The following is an 18597-nucleotide window of genomic DNA, read 5'->3' on the forward strand; positions in this document are numbered from 1 at the left end:
GTTTTTATGATCCAGAATATCATTCGCTTTTCCGTATATAATAAATTTTTAATCATTCTTTTGACCTTAGGAGCGATCGCCGCGTCGATCGTGTCCCTGCGGAACATTCCTTTGGACGCGATACCCGATCTTTCGGATACGCAAGTGATCGTGTATTCCAGATGGGATCGAAGCCCCGACATCCTGGAGGATCAGGTTACGTATCCGATCATTACTTCTTTGTTGGGCGCGCCTAAGATCAAAGCGGTTCGCGGCTTTTCGGATTTCGGATTCTCGTACGTGTACGTCATCTTTCAGGACGGGACCGATATATACTGGGCTCGTTCGAGAGTTCTCGAATATCTTTCCCGAATTCAATCCAATCTTCCCGCAGGAGTAAAAACCGAGCTGGGTCCGGACGCGAGTTCGGTGGGCTGGGTTTACCAATACGCTTTGACCGATACGAGCGGAAATTCTTCCCTTGCCGATCTGAGAACGTATCAGGATTTTAAACTCAAATATCTTTTGAACGCCGTCCCCGGCGTTTCCGAAGTGGCTTCGTTAGGCGGTTTTAGAAAGCAGTATCAGATCACCATCCAACCGAACGCATTAAGATCCTATAATATAGATTTCGATACGTTGGTCCAGAGGATTCGCGCGAGCAATCAGGAGACCGGTGGAAGGCTTCTCGAAATATCGGGGGCGGAATACATGGTTCGGGGAAGAGGATATCTTTCTTCTTTGGAAGACCTCGAAAATATCTCTCTCGGAACCGACTTAAACGGAACACCGATCCTTTTGAAGAACGTCGCGACCGTCCAATTCGGCCCGGACATACGGAGGGGAATCGCCGATCTAAACGGGGAAGGGGACGTGGTCGCCGGAACGATTGTTATGCGACATGGGGAAAACGCGCTCAACGTGATCGATCGTCTCAAGACGAAACTTGAAACGATCCGAAAGAATCTACCCGATGGAGCCGAACTCATCCCGACGTACGATCGATCGGAGTTGATCCAGAACGCAATATCGACGCTCAAATGGAAATTGATCGAAGAGATGCTCATCGTCTCCGCCGTGATCCTTTTGTTTTTATGGCATTTCCCGTCGGCGATCATTCCGATTTTGACGATCCCCATCAGCGTTCTCCTTACTTTTATCCCGATGTTTCTTTTGGATATCAACGCGAACCTCATGTCCTTGTCGGGAATGGCGATCTCGATCGGAGTTCTCGTAGATGGAGCCATCGTTGAGGTGGAGAACGCGTATAAAAAACTGGAGGAGTGGGAAGCGGGAGGAAGAAAAGGGGATTACCATCAAGTTCGATTGGACGCCCTTCTGGAAGTCGGACCTTCCGTATTCTTTTCGCTGCTCGTCATCGCGGTCGCATTCTTTCCCGTATTCGCCTTAGTCGATCAGGAAGGAAGATTGTTCAAACCTTTGGCCTATTCCAAAAACATCGCCATGGCCGTGGCCGCGCTTCTTGCGATCACGCTCGACCCGGCGTTTCGGATGTTGTTCACGAGAATGGATCCGTTCACTTTCAAAAGCGCATTTCTTTCTAAGATTGCGACAAACCTTTTCGTAGGAAAGTATTACCCCGAAGAAAAACATCCGGTCAGTAAGATTTTGTTTCGACTCTACGGACCTGCGTGTCGCTGGGTCTTGCATCATCCCAAACAAACGATATCCTCCGCGATTGTTCTCGTGATCTTAACGATCCCCGTGTATTGGAGTTTGGGCAGCGAGTTTATGCCCCCGCTCGACGAAGAAAGCCTTTTGTATATGCCTACCACGTTACCCGGAATCGGAGTGGCCGAAGCGGAAAAATTGATGGTTTCCATGGATCAGAAATTGAAATCGATTCCCGAGGTCAAACGCGTATTCGGAAAATCCGGCAGATCGGAAACGGCAACGGATTCTGCGCCGTTCTCTATGATGGAAACGGTCATTCTTTTAAAACCCAAAGAAGAATGGAGAAAGGCGGATCGATTCTATTCCCGTTGGCCGAGAATCTTTCAACTTCCGTTTTTACCGTTCAGTCAAGAAAGAATCACCAAGGAAGAATTGATCCAAATTCTCAACCGGGAAATGCAATATCCCGGCGTGACGAACGCCTGGACCATGCCGATCAAAGCTCGAATCGACATGCTCAGCACGGGAATGAGAACGCCGGTGGGAATCAAGATTCTCGGTTCGTCCTTGGAGGAAATCGAACGGATCGGAGTGGAAATCGAAAGTCTTTTAAAAACGCTTCCAGACACAAGGAGCGCCTTTGCGGAAAGAACCGCGGGGGGATACTATCTCGACATAGAATTAAAAAGACCTAATTTAGCGAGATATAATATTTCCGTGGATTCCGCGCAGCAAATCGTAGTCTCCGCCATCGGAGGAGAATCGATCACGCAGACGATCGAAGGACGGGAACGTTTTTCGGTGAACCTTCGTTATCCGCGGGAACTTCGCGATTCCGCGGACACGATCCGTTCCATTCTCGTTCCGACCGCCACTTTCGGACATATTCCTCTTGCGGAAATAGCGGACGTTCGACTCAAAACGGGACCTTCCATGATCCGGGATGAAAACGGATTTTTAGCGGGTTATGTTTACGTCGACCCGGCGACGAGCGACATCGGAGGGTACGTCGATCACGCCAAAAAACTTTTACAGGAAAAGATTAAAATCCCGAGCGGGTATTCCATCGAATGGAGCGGCCAATACGAGAACATGATCCGGGTTCGGGAAAGAATGAAGTATGTTCTGCCGATCACGATCCTAATCATCTTCTTACTGTTATATGCAAACACCAAGTCCTACGCGAAGACTTGGATCGTATTGCTCGCGGTTCCATTTTCTCTCGTGGGAGCGGTGGGACTTCTCTCCATTTTGGACTATCACGTTTCCGTTGCGGTTTGGGTGGGAATGATCGCGCTCATGGGACTCGACGCGGAAACCGGGGTCTTTATGCTTTTGTATCTCGACTTATCCTATGCCGACGCCGAAAAGAAAGGCCGTCTCCGCAATCAGGAAGAATGGATCGAAGCGGTTTTTCACGGAGCGGTTCATCGTGTCCGTCCGAAAATCATGACCGTACTTGCGGCCATGATGGGATTGCTGCCGATTCTTTGGTCGAACAGCACCGGTTCCGACGTGATGAAACGGATCGCCGCTCCGATGGTGGGAGGGCTTGCCACGAGTTTTATTTTGGAACTTCTCGTGTATCCGCCCGTATACCTGCTTTGGAAACAGGGGAACTTGAATCTGAGGAATTTATTCGCCTTCCGGAATATTCAAAAAGAAGAATCAATTTTTACCGCTCCGCCACCGCAGCATAAACGGGGAAAAAAATGATAAACCCAAACGATCGGTAAACTGAAAACGAGCGTATTGCAAAACGAAAAAAGCCGCTTCGAATTTCTTCGAGGCGGCTTCGTTTTCGAAATCGAATCGGATTCTACGCTTAAAAAAGGATCAGCCGAATCGGTCGCTTAACAATTTCACCACTTGATCGGGTCTCATGTTCGCCTGTGCGAGCATCGCGGAACCGCTCTTTGTGAGAATCTGATTTCTGGTGTAATCCACGATCTGTTCCGCCATATCCGCGTCCCTCACACGGCTTTCGGCGGCGACCATATTCACGTAGCTGGATTGCAATCCCTGAGAAGTGATTTCCAGACGATTGTAATACGCTCCGAGATCGGCTCTTTGCTGATTCACCTTGGAAATCGCCGTATCCAAAATCCCGATCATCGCGTTCGCGCTTGCGGGGGAGGAGAGGGCTTGTTTTTTTCCGTTGGCAACCAACTGAAGACCGGTCGCGTTCATGGAATCGATGAAGATATCGAGCTTCTCGTTCTGATTCGGACCCACTTGGAGTTGAATCGGTTTGTTGGATTGTTTAGAATGATCGCCGGAAAGAGGCTTGATATGGTTGAACTCGGCGGATTTACCGATTCGATCCACTTCCTCAATGAGCTGATCCACTTCGAGCTGAACCAACTTGCGATCTTCGTTCGAATAGATTCCGTTCGAAGTCTGAATCGAAAGTTCTCTGAGCCTTTGGAGGATATTGTTCACCTGCTCGAGCGTTCCTTCCGTAACCTGGATGAAGGAAACTCCATCCATCACGTTACGCTCCGCTTGAGCAAGACCGCGGATCTGGGTCCGCATCTTTTCGGACATCGCGAACCCGAGCGCGTCGTCCCCGGCGCGATTGATCCGCAGACCCGTGGAAAGTTTTTCCATGGTCTTGTCCAATTCCTTGTTCACACTCTTCAGTACGTTGTTCGTCCTGAGCGCGCTAATGTTGTGATTGATAATCATTGTCACAACCTCCCTGTCAATGTTGCCCGGATCCGTCCGGGCCGATGTTTTGGGGCGAAAGAATCCGCCTTCGTTTTTTCCACTGCGAACTTCCACTCTGGTTCCGGGAACGGAGGTGAAAGTTTTTATATTTTTTTCCTAAAGTCTTGTACGGAGGGAGCCGACATTCAGTTTAGGAAACTTTTGTCAAAATATTACCTAAATCGGTTTTTGAAAGCAACTCTTTTCCTTCACGTTATAAAAAAAGTCCTTTTCTTTCCGCCGCACGTTCCCATTGTTTTGATCGTATTTTGTCTCTTCCTATCAGAGGGAAGAACATTGCGAGCTTAAGAATTATGAAAATCTATACTAAAAAGGGAGATTTCGGTCAAACCTCCCTTGCCACCGGAGCCAAGGTTCCCAAATCCGATCGAAGAGTCGAACTCTACGGAACCGCAGATGAACTCAATTCAACGATCGGGGTCGTAAAATCCTTTTTGCCTTCCGGTTCCGAACTCCATTCTCCGCTGGAAACGATCCAGAACCTACTTTTTGAACTCGGCTCGGAACTAGCTGGGTTTCGACCCAAGGAAGAATCCTGCATCTTAGAAACCGATATTACGTTTTTGGAAACTGCAATCGATCGGATGCAGGAAAAACTGGAACCTCTGAAAAAATTCATTCTTCCCGGTGGAACCAAGGCTTCTTCTTTTTTACATATCTCGAGAACGGTTGCAAGAAGATTGGAACGGGAAATGGTCCGCTTTAAGGAAGAAGGTCTTGAAATTCTTTCCCCGCCCTTGATTTTTATGAACCGGCTTTCGGATTATTTTTTTGTGGCCGCGCGTTTTGCGAACTTGGAAGAAAAAATTCAGGAACCGATATGGACGTCGAGAGCAAAGGGATAAACCGACATCCGAAAGGTCTCTGGGTTTTGTTTTCCACGGAAACTTGGGAACGATTCAGCTTTTACGGAATGCGCGCCTTACTCGTGTTGTTTCTCACGAAAGTATTCCATTTTTCCGATCCGAACGCGAATCGAATCTACGGAATTTATACGGGACTCGTGTATCTTACGCCGTTGATCGGCGGTTATCTTGCGGATCGTTATCTCGGTTTTAAAAAATCCATCTTTCTCGGAACCACGTTGATGATGTTCGGACATCTCAGTCTTGCGTTCGAAACGAAACCGTTTTTCTTTTTGGGATTGGCGCTTCTGATCATCGGAGTCGGTTTTTTTAAACCGACTATTTCTACGGTGGTGGGTAGAATCTACGAAGCCGAAAACAAGAATCACATGAAGGATTCCGGATTCACCATCTTTTATATGGGAATCAATCTCGGAGGATTTTTAGGACCTTTGTTCTGCGGTTATTTCAGCGAATCCTTCGGCTGGGGATACGGATTCGGAGTCGCCGCTTTCGGAGTATTCTTCGGAATTCTGATTTTCTTATTCGGCAGAAAGAGATTCGACGAAAAGGTTTTCGAAGCCGGTAAAAAAAATCATCTTAACGAAAGCCATAGACGCGCTCCTCTTACCGTGGAAGAGAAACAAAGAATCGCGGTCATTCTCATCTTTACCGCGTTCGCCATTATCTTCTGGGCAGTGTTCGAACAGATCGGTTCTTCGATGAATCTTTTTATCGATCGCCATGTGGACCGCAACTGGTTCGGATACGACATCCCCACGCCGTTCTTTCAATCCTTAAATCCTTTGTTGATTTTGGTTTTAGCCCCGATCATCGCCTCGTTCTGGACCGCTCTGGGAAAACGAAATTGGAAACCGGACACTTCCACCCGATTCGCATACGGATTTTTTATACTCGGACTCGGGTTTCTGATTTTAACGTTAGTCACCTTGGACTTCCGTTTGGGTCATAAGATTTCCGCGATTTGGCTCTTTTTGATGGTTGTTTGTATCACCGCGGGGGAATTGTTCACTTCTCCAGGAGGGTTGTCCCTTGTGACGAAACTCGCACCGAATCACCTCGGCGGTTTTATGATGGGGGTTTGGTTTCTTTCCAGCTTTTTCGGAAACATTCTCGCGGGAGAACTCGCGGGTTTGATGAGAACGGACAGTTTCCCGAAATTCTTCGGTATGTTCGCTTGCCTGGCTTTTTCGGGAGGAATCGTTCTGTTTCTTGCTCGAAAAAAATTCCAGGTATGGATGCACGGCGGAGACCGCTGACGCAAACAGGAAGTTTTTATATTCTAAGATTTGTATATTAGGAGATGCTGATGTTTCGAATTTCCAAGATTCTTTTGATTCTTTTCTGGATTCCCGTTTCCTTGTTCGCCGATCCGTTTTCCGATCTGCTCAAAGAGGACTTCGAAGCGGGTCAGACCTTGCTCATCCGCAACTCCGTCTTTCAAAAATTAGGCGGTAAATCCAAAGATCCGAAAGTGATCGAAATCACGAAAAACACGATTCCCTGGGCGATCATGGAAGGACTCGCACCAGATACGATCGCGGATCTGATCGTAAACCAATACTATGTTTCCCTTTCCGGAATGCGTTTTACCGAAGCGGAAGACGCGATCCCGATTCTTTCCAAACAAAAACTTTCCGATAAGGATTTCGTTTTGGTTTCCTTGTTCGTAAAGGAAACGGACAAGGCCGGAATTCGGGAAGAAATCCGAAACGTTTTCTTATCGACCGCTCTCAAATCCCGTTGGGACGGCTTTTCGATTTTGGCCGGAGGACGCGCACTCATTGCGGGAAAATACGCGGGCATTCCCGAGAACAGACTGGCTTCCCGTGTGTTGAGTCTGCTTCCGAGCAAGGGAGCGAGTTCTCCCTTTGAAAAAACGGACTCGGCTTTTCGCCAAGCGATCTTTTTCAATCCGACAAACGACCGTTATACGCTCGCCTCCGATCTTTTATCCCAATTGAAATCCTTACACGAAGGAACCAAAAGCAGATCCTTGGATTCTTGGACGGCGACGATCGCAACGGCAAGAACCTTGGACAGCGGCCTCGATTCCGCCGGAGAATTGGTCATCGGAGACAGACCGAAGTTCGGATTCGAGGAGAATATCCCGGAACCTCCCTTGGTCCCCGAAGTCGAACCGGACGCTCCCGTTTCACCGGGGAAATCCGACTGGGAAACATTACGTTCTTCTTATCTACTTTCCGTCGTTAAGGAATGGGTAGGAACTCCTTATTACTGGGGAGGAACTTCCAAAAAAGGAGTGGACTGTTCCGGATTTACGTTCAGTTCTCTAACCGACAAACGAGTGGGAGTCCCCGCAAAAATCGTTCCTCGTCTCGGAAGAGATCAGGCCAAATCGGGAAGTAGCGTTTCGCATAACAATTTAAGAGCGGGGGATCTGATCTTCTTTTCCGCTTCTCCGAATCAAAGCAAGATCACGCACGTGGGTCTTGTCATCAGCGACAAGGAATTCGCACACGCTTCTTCCACGAGAGGAGTGGTCATCGATAAGATTTCGATGAAGTGGTGGATCGACCGTTATGTAACGTCGCGAAGAGTGTTTAAAAAAGTGGAATCTTGACGGACGGACGGTTTCCACTCCCATGTAATTTCCTTCGTTGAACGATCGACTTATTCGGACTGATTTTCCGGCTTTGTGCTGTCGCGTTGGCCGGGAATCAACAGGATTTATAACCGTTTTTGAGCTTTCTATCCAAAATCGAACCAATCGCGGTAGTCTAGCATGTAAAATAAATCGATCGGTTCCGTTTCCAATCGACGCGCAATCGTATTTTGAAGTAGATCGAGGTGGAGGATATAGCTGTAAGACCGATGGAATGTGGGACCTCCTTCATTCATCATGTTCACGATAGAATCCCCGACTCCAGCCTCATCTAGCCATAACAAATAATTAAAAAGATAACAACGCGAAACTCCGTGTATCTGCGCCAATGCACCGAGAAAAGCCCAGCTTCCCGTGCTCACCCGAACATTCATTCGTAACATAGTATCTTTCCCAGACGAGGGCTGATACAAAGTCTTTCTTGCATTCTTCCCCAAACGGTTCACGGTAGTTAGATACTTGCCGTATCGTTCCAAAAGGATCGGGATCCTCTTCGTAAGGCTTCTTCGTTTCCTTTCGGGATAACACATCCAAGTCGGTTTCGGAATCAGAAGGGTAACGACCTCCGATCTTCTCTCTTGAAGTTTGGACCGAAGTTCACGGTTCGAATTTAAAAGCAATACACCCATACAAGAGAACGGTTCCCCAACTCATCAATCCGGCACAGCTCTGCGTGAAATTAAGGATTATTCTTTCAGATTGAGTTCTTCCACGATCTGCATCAGGATTTTGGTCTTTTCCATCGGATTCGGATCGACCAAGATTTCCTGTTTTTTGGAGAATTCGAAATTGAGAATGGATGCGATAAAGTCTATGGGAAACGGATGCGTCATGAGTTCGTTCATTCGAAGGATCAGATCTTCTCCCGCACCTTCGGAAAGAAGGATTCGTTTCGTTAAGAACAAAAGCCGTTCGAAGACTTTTTGAAAATCCTCATCCTTTAAGTATTCGAAGTTCGGTTCGATCTTTTCGATGCGGGCCACTCGAAACGGTTCCACGGTTTCGTAGTCGATGAGTTTGGCGATTCCCCTTCCTTCCAGAAGAATATTGGATCTTCCGTCGGGCAGGGGATCTCTTCGAATGATTTTTCCCCAACCGAAAACGGTTTCAATCTCCGGATGTTTGGAAGGCGCCCTCGACTTTGCGGGAAGAATCGGAGCGACGGCCAATTCTTCTCCCGATTCCATACAATAATCGAGCATCAATCTGTATCTCGGTTCGAAGATGTGAAGAGGTAAATACGTCCCTGGGAATAGAATGATTTCCGGCAACGGAAAGATGGGGACAGTAGTGGTTGACACGGGAAGGATACTATAACTGCTTAGAGAGAAACCGTAAATCAAAATCCCAAGGATCGGTAGAATTTGTATTATCTGGATCGAAATCGTTTTCAATCTTCCACGGCAAACCTTAAGAATCTGAAAATCATCGTCATCGGAGATTTTATCTTGGATGAATATCTCATCGGAGAAGTGAATCGAATTTCTCCCGAAGCTCCCGTGCCCGTCGTCTGGGTTCGTAAGGAAAAGATTACCTTAGGAGGAGCCGGAAACGTCGTGAAGAATCTATCGAGTCTCGGCGTTCAATCCATCGTTTTAGGAAGAGCGGGAAAAGACGAAAAAGCCAAAAGTTTAATCGGACTTCTTGAAAAAGAAAACACGGACATCGGTCGAAACTTCTTCATCCGATCCGAAGACGTTCCGACCATTCTCAAAACGAGAGTGATCGCCGGTCATCAACAGGTTTGCAGAATCGATAAGGAAGAATTAAAACCGATCACGAAAAAAGAAGAGGACGAACTTCTGCAAGCGTTCTTGGAAAGAATCGATTCGGCAAACGCGGTCGTTCTTTCCGACTACGATAAAGGAACCTTAACTCCGAGAATCATCCAAGAAGTTTCGAGAATCTGCGTGGAGAAAAAAAAGATCGTAACGGTCGATCCACAGGTCAGTCATTTTTTTCTTTACCAGGGTGTGAGCATTCTGACGCCGAATCATCACGAAGCGGGTAAGGCGATCGGAAGAAAATTGGAGAACGATTCCGAGGTTTTAAAAGCCGCCGAAGAAATTTCCGAAAAACTTTCCTGTCCTTCTCTTATGATTACGAGAGGGGAAAAAGGAATGAGTTTGTATTTGGCCGCAAAAAAGGAAATCTTTCATATTCCCACGGTGGCGCGGGAAGTATTCGACGTAACCGGAGCGGGGGACACGGTCATCAGCGCTTACACCGCTTATCACGCGGCGGGACTCAGTGAACTGGATGCGAGCGTCGTTTCGAACGCGGCGGCAGGAGTCGTAGTCGGAAAACTCGGAGCGGAAACTGTTACGCCCGCCGAACTCGAAGCGTCCCTTCAATCTATGGGAAGTTTTCAAAAGTAAGAATGGACTTAAAGACTCATATCATTCCCTGGGATCAAGCTGCAAGTTTTGCGGATCAAATCCGCAAAGATCGAAAAATCGTTTTTACCAACGGCTGTTTCGACTTGGTTCACAAAGGTCATATCACATATCTTTCCCAGGCTCGGGAACTCGGAGATTTTCTCTGGGTTGGAGTCAATGCGGATTCTTCCGTAAAGCGATTGAAAGGGGAACAAAGACCGGTTGTCGGAGAGGACGATCGAGCGCTTCTTCTTTCCAACCTGAGATTTGTGGACGCGGTCACGATTTTTCCGCAAGACACTCCGCTGGATCTGATCCGACTCGTCAAACCCGCGGTTCACGTCAAAGGCGGGGATTATAAGGTGGAAGATCTCCCCGAAACTCCGGTCGTTCGTCAATTCGGGGGAGAAGTCAAAATCTTGCCGTTCGTGCCCGGAAAATCCACCTCGCTCCTCATCGAGAAAATCCTGAAACTCTAAAACGAAGTCCCGAACTTTTTTTGGAGACAGAATTCTCAGAAATTCCTGTTTGAATTTCTGGAAACACTCAAAACTCTGTTCTGAAAGGCGGGAATGCAAGTTGTCGAGAACTAAGTTTATCTTCGTAACGGGAGGGGTGAGTTCCTCACTGGGAAAAGGGGTCACGGTCGCGGCTCTGGGTTGTTTGTTGGAAAGCAGAGGATATACGGTTTCCCTTCAAAAAATGGACCCTTATATCAATATCGATCCAGGAACGATGAGTCCTTATCAACACGGAGAGGTTTACGTAACCGCCGACGGAGCCGAAACCGACTTGGATCTCGGTTACTACGAACGTTTTACTCATTCCAAATTGACGCGGAAGAATTCCGTATCTACCGGCCAGATTTATAATACCGTCATTCAAAGAGAAAGAAAGGGAGATTACCTCGGTCGCACGGTGCAGGTCGTTCCTCATATCACGAACGAAATCCGAAACCGGATGTACATCGTCGCTCGGGAAGAAAACCCGGACTTCATCATCGTGGAAATCGGAGGAACCGTCGGAGACATCGAATCCATTCCCTTCTTAGAAGCGATCCGTCAGATGCGTTACGAACACGGAAGTTCCAACGTTTTGTTCGTTCACCTAACACTGGTTCCGACGATCACCGCCGCGGGAGAAGCCAAAACCAAACCGACGCAACACTCCGTCAAAGAACTTCTCGGACTCGGAATCCAACCGGACATACTCGTTTGCCGCGTTTCCCAACCGATGACCAAGGAAATGAAGAATAAACTTTCCCTCTTTTGCAACGTGAAAGAGGAGAACGTGATTTCCGCGAGCGACATCTCCACGTCCATCTACGAAATTCCAAAAATGTATAAGGAAGAAAAACTCGACGAGGTCGTTCTCAAAACGATGGGAATGGAACTCAGAACTTCCAACTTCAACGAATGGGATTCGATGGTCAAAGGTCTTCTTACCACGAAACAAACCGTTCAAGTCGCCGTTGTCGGAAAATATATTTCACTGCAAGACGCGTATCGTTCCATCTATGAAAGTCTATCGCACGGAGGAATCGCGCACGATACGAAAGTCGAATTCGTCAAGATCGATCCCGAAAATCTGGACAAGGACAACGTGGAAGCTTCTCTGAAAAACGTTCAGGGGATTTTGGTTCCCGGAGGTTTCGGAGATCGAGGTATCGAAGGAAAGATTCTCGCGATCCAATACGCAAGAACCAAAGGAATTCCTTTTTTCGGAATCTGTCTCGGAATGCAATGCGCGGTTGTGGAATACGGAAGAAACGTTCTCGGTTTGAAAGACGCAAACTCCACCGAAATCAGACCGGACACCGAACATCCAGTGATCTCCCTTCTCGAAGAACAAAACGACATCGAACAGATGGGCGGAACGATGAGACTCGGTTCGTATCCTTGCAAGATCAAAAAAGACACGCTTACATACAACGAATACAAATCGGAACTGATCCACGAACGACACAGACATAGATTCGAGTTCACCAACCGTTACAAACAACAATATGAGGAAAACGGAATGGTCATCGCGGGAACTTCTCCGGACGACAACCTCGTTGAAATCGTGGAAATCCCGAAACACAATTGGTTTATAGGGGTTCAGTTCCATCCGGAATTTCAATCCAAACCGACGGCTCCGCATCCTTTATTCGCTGGATTTATCCGCGCGGCCGTGAAATACTCAAAGAAAGGAATATCATGAGAGACAATACCTGCACCAAGAGAGATTTTCTAAACGGAAGTAAGATCGGGGGAGACGAACCTTTCTTTTTGATCTCCGGTCCCTGCGTTATGGAGAATCGCGATCTGCTGGATCGTGTCTGCGCCGAGATGATCGAAATCTGCGCCGAACTCAAAATTCCTTATATCTTCAAAAGCAGTTTCGATAAAGCGAATCGTTCCTCCGTGAATTCATACAGAGGCCCCGGGCTTGCGGAAGGTATTAAAAATTTAGAATATATCAAAAACAAATACAACGTTCCGGTTCTCACCGACATTCACGAAACCCATCAGATCGGACCTCTCAAGGACGTAATCGACGTGTATCAGATCCCCGCGTTTCTTTGCAGACAAACCGATCTCATCGCCGAATCCGCAAAAACGGGAAAATGGGTGAATGTGAAGAAGGGTCAGTTCTTAGCGCCTGCAGACACGCGTCACATCGCTGTGAAGATGAAAGAATCCGGAAACGACAAATGTCTCGTGACCGAACGGGGAACGAGCTTCGGTTACGGAAATCTCATCTTTGACGGAAGAGCGGTTCCGATCATTCACGGATTCGACATTCCGGTCGTATTCGACGCGACTCATTCGGCTCAGCTTCCGGGAGCGGCGGGTAACAGTACCGGCGGGCAAAGAGAATTCATTCCGAGCGTCCTTCGTTCCGCGGTTTCTCTCGGAATCGAAGGAATCTTTATGGAAGTCCATCCCGATCCTGAAAAAGCGCTTTCGGATGCGACGACTCAATATCCGCTTTCACAGATCAAATCTCTTCTCAAAGAAATGATCGGATTGGATCGTTATATCAAAAAAGAGATCCTCGTTTCCAGACCTCAATCGTAATCGGTTCTTTCTATGAAACGCAACACAGGCAATCTGCTTCGGATTTTTTTCCTACTGATCGCCTGCGGATTGTCTTCGTTGTCGGTTACGAATTGTAAAAAAGTAAATTACGAAAGAGTGGAGAAGGAGCGGGAAAGCGGCGCCAACGTTTCCATCCGCAACTTCAAACGGGAAGCATACGACGCCCAAGGACAACTCCAGTGGGAACTTCGCGCGGAAGAATCCTACGTTTACGTAAACGATAATAAAACGATCTTTTACAACATCGACTTCGATCAGTACGAAGGCGGAAAATTCAAATCCAAACTTCTCGCCGAAAAAGGGGAGATCAATCACAAGACACGATTGATGATTCTCGAAGGAAAAATTTTCTTACGGACCGAAGACAACAAAACCCTCATCGCCAAAGCGATGGAATACAATATGGATACGAAAAAACTCGTCTCCGATTCGGAAGTGACCGTGAGCGCGGACGGAACCACGATCCGAGGAATCGGTCTTAGAGCGGATAAGGACTTAAACAAGTTTACGATTCTGAAACCTACCGCGATCACACAGGGAGGCACCAATCCGCTCAAAGCGGCCGGTTCTCCATGATTCGAAAATTTCCATTCTCCATTTTGATCGTCTTTGCGTTTTTACCGTATTACGGAAACGTAAAGCCTCCGATTCCGATCGGAAGCGAAACCGCGGACCGCAAGTTCGTCAACGTTCTTCCCGAAAACCAGGAAAAGAAAAACACGACTCCGAACTTCCCGACTCTTTGGGGAGGATCTTCTTTGACGCAGGAAGACAAAACGATCGGAGGTTTGAAAGTCACCGCGTTTATCCTCGAAGGAGGAGCGTGGATCCAACACAAAAAAGTAAAACTCTCCGCAAATCAGATCGAAGTCCTCGGTAAGGACGCTTTTAAGGGATATTTGCGCGGAGGAGTTGTGGTTCAAGACGGAGACAACGGAGTCACTCTGCGCGCCGGAACCGGAGAATACGATAAGTTCGAAGAAAAGGTATTTATCAAAGATCGTCCGCGGCTTTTCCACACGGATAAGAACGGAGTCAAAACCGTAATCTCCGCGACGTTTATCGAAAGGAATCTCGCCAAGAAGACGACCCTACTTAAGGAAAACGTAATCATCGCACATCCGCAAATCACCATTCTTTGTAAGGAAGCGGTTTTTGACGAGGATAGCGATAAGATCACGACCGATCCCGATCCGATTCTGATCGCAAAGGATCGGTATCTCACCGGGAAAGAACTTACGTTCTACACGAATAGCAACAAAGTGGAGTTAACCGGAGAAAGTATTCTTTTCCAAAATTACACCGAAACGGAAACGGTGGAAAACAAGGACAAAAAGGATTCTCCCGGCGCCGAAGAAAAGATCAAACGCGAAGTCACGCGAGTCGCGATTCTCAAAGGGGATAAGATCGTAAGCGATAAGGACGAAACCGGAGAAACCAGAGTCGGCCTGTACGGGAACGCCACTTTGTATCGACGCAATCTGAAAATGAATGCGGAAAAGTTAGTGAGCTACGGAAAAAATTCTTCTAAGATCGAGGCTCGAAATCAAATCACGGTTCACGACCGGGAAAACCGATTGATCCTTTCCGGGAATATCCTTGACTACTTTAAAAACGACCAGTACATTCATTTGACCGATTCGGGAAAGATCGACTTTTTAGACAAAAAAACGGACGCAGTCACGAGCACGATGACCGCCGTAGAATTCGAACGGTTTATGGATAAAAACGAAACCGTAATCCGAGGAAACGTTCTTATAGAAGGAAAGGATTCTTCCGCAACGGGAGAATACGCCACGTATTTTGAAAAAGAGGAAAAAGTGTATCTTGAGGGAAATCCGATGTTGCGCAAAAACGGCAGAGACATACATGCAGGAAGAATCATATTCTTTCCGAGAGAAGGTCGCGCTCTTTTGACGGACGGAATCGTTCCCGGAAAGTAAGCTAAGAATATGAGCAAAACCTTCCGAATGGATAACTTGGTCAAGGTCTACAACAAAAGAAAGGTTGTGGATGGTGCCAGCTTTAATATCAAAAAAGGGGAAGTCGTCGGACTCTTAGGACCGAACGGAGCCGGAAAGACGACTTCTTTTTATATGTCCGTAGGTTTCGTGAGACCGGATTCGGGCAAAGTTTATATCGACGGACAAGACGTAACCGATTCTCCCATGCATATCCGCGCCAGACTCGGAGTGGGTTATCTCGCTCAAGAAGCGTCCATCTTTCGTAAATTGACCGTCGCCGAAAATCTGGAAGCGATTCTGGAAACGATGAATCTTTCCAGAGAAGAGATCATCCAAAGAAGGGACGCGCTTCTGATCGAATTGCAGATCATGCGCGTCGCCAATCAAAAGGGTTATACTCTTTCCGGGGGAGAAAGAAGACGCTGCGAGATCGCGAGAGCGCTCGTGACCAATCCCGACTTTATCCTGTTAGACGAACCGTTCGCGGGCGTTGATCCGATCGCGGTCAAGGACATTCAAACCGTGATTCAATCCCTAAAGGATAGAGGGCTTGGAATTTTGATCACGGACCACAACGTACGGGAAACGTTGAAGATCACCGATCGAGCGTATATCATGTACAGCGGAAGAATTTTGATTTCCGGTTCCACACACGATCTTGTCAACGATCCCGAAACGAGAAGAATCTATCTGGGCGAGGATTTTACGCTGTGAATCTCAGTCACTCACTGGTTCAAAAACAAACCCAGAAACTGGTGATGACCCAGGACTTGCGACAGTCCATAGAACTCTTACCCTTATCGACTTTGGAACTTTCGGATCGGATCAGTTCGGAGCTTGTGGAAAATCCGATGCTCGAGGAAGAATACGCTTCCGAAAGAAACAGAACACCGGACCTCTACAGCAGGGACGATCTTCGTAGAAAAGAGAAGAACGACTTTATCAAAAACTCGGACGTGACTTGGCAGGATAATTTTTCCCTGGACAAGGCGGGCAGCGCAGGCTCGGACGCATCCGATCGAAATCAAAAATACATCGAATCTTCTCCCGAAAAAAGTTCTTTGTCGGAGCATTTGCTTTGGCAGCTCCGGCTTTCCAATTTAAAGCCGGATGAAATTTCCATCGGAGAGATTCTGATCTCGATGCTCGACGATCACGGGTTTATCGCGATACCGATTCCCGATCTTTGTGCGGAAATGAAGTTGAACGAAAAAAAGGTCCGCAAGGTTCTCGATCAGATTCACAGACTCGATCCGATCGGAATCGGAGCAAAGGACGTTCAAGAGACTCTCTTGATCCAAGCAAAAATCCTGAAACCCGAGGATGAAAAACTTCATACTCTGATCCGCGATCATATCAAGGATTTGGAGAAGCTCGATTATAAATCGATTTCCAAAAAGATGGAACTTTCCCTCGAAGCCGTGGAAGCCCTCGCGGCCGAAATCAAAAAACTCGAACCGTATCCGGCCACGCTTTACACTCCGAACAAACCGGACTACGTGATTCCGGACGTCATCGTTCGCGAAGTGGAGGGAGAATTCGACATCTACATCAACGACGAATGGATTCCCCGGCTCAAAATCAATAAAGAATATAAGAATATTCTAAAAAACGCAAAGGAAGCGGACAAGGAATACATCAATACGAAACTCAGTTCCGCGGAATGGCTGATTCGATCGGTCAATCAAAGAAGACAAACCCTATTCAAAGTCACATCGGCCATCATCGAAATGCAGACTCCTTTTTTTCAAAAAGGGATTCAATTCATCAAACCCCTGACTCTCAAAGACATAGCCGAAAAACTGGAGATGCACGAGTCCACGGTTTCGAGAATCACGTCCAACAAATACATACAGACTTCCCGGGGGATTCTCGAGTTAAAATGGTTTTTCTCTTCGGGTGTTCGCTCCGCAGAAGGAGGAATCGAATCCTCCAAAAAAATTCACGACCTCATCCGCAATCTCGTACGAGAAGAACAATCCGACAATCCTCTTTCCGATCAGGAAATCGTGGAAGCGATCCAGAAGCAGGGAATCGAAATCGCGCGTAGAACCGTCGCGAAATACAGAAAGATCTTGAAGATTCTTCCGTCCAGTCAGAGAAAAAAAGTGAAGTCTTTGGAGTCCAGATAACCATGTCGATGCCCGGAATCAACGTTTCGAATATTCTCAACGAACACGAAGAGTTGGGTCTGCGTATGCTCGCGGGTGAAAAAGGACTCACGAATCGAATCAATATGTCCGAGATCAATCGTCCCGGACTTTCTCTTACGGGATTTTATGAAAGTTTTGCGCACGATCGGATTCAAATTTTCGGCAAAGGAGAATGGGCTTACATCACTTCCCGAACTCCGGAAGATCTTAAAAAAATCGCCGCCGATTTTTTCAGCTTTCATCTGAATTGTATCATCTTCACGCACGGGAACATGCCCCCTCCGATTTTTGTGGAGAATTGCGAACAGCTCGGCATTCCCCTGATGATCTCGGAAGTTTCCACGCATAAATTCATCACTTTGATTTCGGGAATTTTAGATCGAAGTCTCGCCCCGAGAACGATGCGGCACGGAGTTTTAATCGAAGTATTCGGGATCGGAATTCTTCTTTCCGGAAAAAGCGGCGTTGGAAAAAGCGAAACCGCACTCGAACTCATCGAAAGAGGACATCGTCTTGTCGCCGACGACATGGTGGAAATCCGCAGACTTTCGGAAAGTTATCTGATCGGAACCTGTTCGGATTTGTTGAGACACCACATGGAAATCCGTGGATTAGGAATTTTGAATATTAAGGATATATTCGGAATCGGTTCGGTGCGCGATCACAAACTCATAGAACTCATCATCCACCTCGAAGAATGGACCGAAGACAAGGATTTCGACAGAACGGGACTCGAAAATCCCACCGAAGAACTGTTAGGCGTTCAGATTCCTCTGATCAAGGTTCCGGTTCGTCCCGGAAGAAACATTCCGATCATCGTGGAAACCGCCGCGATGAATCAGCGTTTGCGCAAACTCGGCAAGAACGCGGCGCAGGAATTCAATCAAAAATTGAGTCAATATCTACAGCAGGGCAAAGTTGAAAGAAATTCTCCTCAAAATCAATGAAAACGGAACGGGTATGCACGCAAGACCGGCGTCCGTCTTCGTCAACTGCGCGTCCAAGTTCCCCTGTGAAATCACGGTCGTAAAGGACGACGTGGAAGTGAACGGGAAGAGCATCATGGGACTCATGATGCTCGCGCTCGCGCCCGGTAACGAATTCAAGATACAAGTCAAGGGCGAAAAGGAAGACGAAGCCTTGGAGGCTCTGAGCAATATCGTAAACAACGATTTCGTTTAAC

General features: G+C 47.3%; 17 protein-coding genes and 1 pseudogene. 15 read left to right on the forward strand and 3 right to left on the reverse strand.

What is annotated here, in order from left to right; translation table 11 throughout:
* Window positions 1–6 precede the first annotated feature (6 nt).
* Window positions 7–3330 carry an efflux RND transporter permease subunit gene (locus DLM76_RS15945; protein WP_118965799.1) on the forward strand — a complete coding sequence of 1108 codons (3324 nt, stop codon included), beginning with the start codon at window positions 7–9 and terminating at the stop codon, window positions 3328–3330.
* Between the two features lie 120 nt (window positions 3331–3450).
* Here DLM76_RS15945 and DLM76_RS15950 read toward each other — a convergent pair whose 3' ends face one another.
* The gene (locus DLM76_RS15950) at window positions 3451–4302 is read right to left on the reverse strand and encodes a flagellin N-terminal helical domain-containing protein (RefSeq protein WP_000586161.1); all 852 of its coding nucleotides are present in this window, start codon (window positions 4300–4302) and stop codon (window positions 3451–3453) included.
* Between the two features lie 30 nt (window positions 4303–4332).
* Between DLM76_RS15950 and DLM76_RS21910 the strand changes: the two are divergent.
* From DLM76_RS21910 to DLM76_RS15965, 4 genes and pseudogenes are all read left to right on the forward strand, one after another.
* Window positions 4333–4654 (forward strand): annotated as a pseudogene (locus DLM76_RS21910) (hypothetical protein).
* The gene (locus DLM76_RS15955; RefSeq protein WP_118965800.1) at window positions 4638–5189 is read left to right on the forward strand and encodes a cob(I)yrinic acid a,c-diamide adenosyltransferase; all 552 of its coding nucleotides are present in this window, start codon (window positions 4638–4640) and stop codon (window positions 5187–5189) included. The pseudogene DLM76_RS21910 and the gene DLM76_RS15955 overlap by 17 nt, the downstream one beginning before the upstream one ends.
* Window positions 5165–6469, forward strand: a complete 1305-nt coding sequence (locus DLM76_RS15960; protein ID WP_118965801.1) for a peptide MFS transporter — start codon at window positions 5165–5167, stop codon at window positions 6467–6469. The genes DLM76_RS15955 and DLM76_RS15960 overlap by 25 nt, the downstream gene beginning before the upstream one ends.
* A 50-nt stretch (window positions 6470–6519) precedes the next feature.
* A complete protein-coding gene (locus DLM76_RS15965; RefSeq protein ID WP_118965802.1) occupies window positions 6520–7794 on the forward strand; it encodes a C40 family peptidase in 1275 nt (424 codons plus the stop codon).
* A gap of 128 nt (window positions 7795–7922) precedes the next feature.
* Here the strand turns inward: DLM76_RS15965 and DLM76_RS15970 are convergent, their stop codons facing one another.
* Window positions 7923–8465: a DUF1564 domain-containing protein gene (locus tag DLM76_RS15970; protein WP_118965803.1), complete on the reverse strand. Its 543-nt coding sequence runs from the start codon at window positions 8463–8465 to the stop codon at window positions 7923–7925.
* A gap of 57 nt (window positions 8466–8522) precedes the next feature.
* On the reverse strand, window positions 8523–9146 hold the full coding sequence (locus DLM76_RS15975; RefSeq protein ID WP_118965855.1) for an LON peptidase substrate-binding domain-containing protein: 624 nt from the start codon (window positions 9144–9146) through the stop codon (window positions 8523–8525).
* A 54-nt stretch (window positions 9147–9200) separates the two neighbouring features.
* Here DLM76_RS15975 and rfaE1 point away from each other — a divergent pair, with 54 nt between their 5' ends.
* The 10 genes from rfaE1 to DLM76_RS16025 all read left to right on the forward strand — a co-directional run bounded on the left by rfaE1 (window position 9201) and on the right by DLM76_RS16025 (window position 18596).
* A complete protein-coding gene (gene rfaE1, locus DLM76_RS15980; RefSeq protein ID WP_118965804.1) occupies window positions 9201–10214 on the forward strand; it encodes a D-glycero-beta-D-manno-heptose-7-phosphate kinase in 1014 nt (337 codons plus the stop codon).
* A 2-nt stretch (window positions 10215–10216) separates the two neighbouring features.
* The gene (gene rfaE2, locus DLM76_RS15985; RefSeq protein WP_118956564.1) at window positions 10217–10693 is read left to right on the forward strand and encodes a D-glycero-beta-D-manno-heptose 1-phosphate adenylyltransferase; all 477 of its coding nucleotides are present in this window, start codon (window positions 10217–10219) and stop codon (window positions 10691–10693) included.
* Window positions 10694–10793: 100 nt separating this feature from the next.
* A complete protein-coding gene (pyrG, locus tag DLM76_RS15990; RefSeq protein ID WP_118956563.1) occupies window positions 10794–12416 on the forward strand; it encodes a CTP synthase in 1623 nt (540 codons plus the stop codon).
* Window positions 12413–13276, forward strand: coding sequence for a 3-deoxy-8-phosphooctulonate synthase (kdsA, locus tag DLM76_RS15995; protein WP_118965805.1), 864 nt, complete (start codon window positions 12413–12415; stop codon window positions 13274–13276). Before pyrG ends, kdsA begins: the two co-directional genes overlap by 4 nt.
* 12 nt (window positions 13277–13288) lie before the next feature.
* Window positions 13289–13873 (forward strand): LPS export ABC transporter periplasmic protein LptC, encoded by a 585-nt coding sequence (gene lptC, locus DLM76_RS16000; protein ID WP_118956561.1) that lies wholly within the window; start codon window positions 13289–13291, stop codon window positions 13871–13873.
* Entirely contained in the window at window positions 13870–15240 is a 1371-nt protein-coding gene (locus DLM76_RS16005; protein WP_118965806.1) for an LptA/OstA family protein, read from the forward strand. Before lptC ends, DLM76_RS16005 begins: the two co-directional genes overlap by 4 nt.
* Before the next feature lie 9 nt (window positions 15241–15249).
* On the forward strand, window positions 15250–15975 hold the full coding sequence (gene lptB, locus DLM76_RS16010; RefSeq protein WP_167450780.1) for an LPS export ABC transporter ATP-binding protein: 726 nt from the start codon (window positions 15250–15252) through the stop codon (window positions 15973–15975).
* Entirely contained in the window at window positions 15972–17393 is a 1422-nt protein-coding gene (gene rpoN, locus DLM76_RS16015; RefSeq protein WP_118956559.1) for an RNA polymerase factor sigma-54, read from the forward strand. Before lptB ends, rpoN begins: the two co-directional genes overlap by 4 nt.
* A 2-nt stretch (window positions 17394–17395) precedes the next feature.
* Window positions 17396–18361: an HPr(Ser) kinase/phosphatase gene (hprK, locus tag DLM76_RS16020; RefSeq protein WP_118956558.1), complete on the forward strand. Its 966-nt coding sequence runs from the start codon at window positions 17396–17398 to the stop codon at window positions 18359–18361.
* The gene (locus DLM76_RS16025; protein WP_118965807.1) at window positions 18333–18596 is read left to right on the forward strand and encodes an HPr family phosphocarrier protein; all 264 of its coding nucleotides are present in this window, start codon (window positions 18333–18335) and stop codon (window positions 18594–18596) included. The genes hprK and DLM76_RS16025 overlap by 29 nt, the downstream gene beginning before the upstream one ends.
* The last annotated feature ends 1 nt before the right edge of the window (window position 18597 follow it).

It is taken from the genome of Leptospira yasudae, from assembly GCF_003545925.1.
In the GTDB taxonomy this organism is placed as follows: Bacteria; Spirochaetota; Leptospiria; order Leptospirales; family Leptospiraceae; genus Leptospira; species Leptospira yasudae.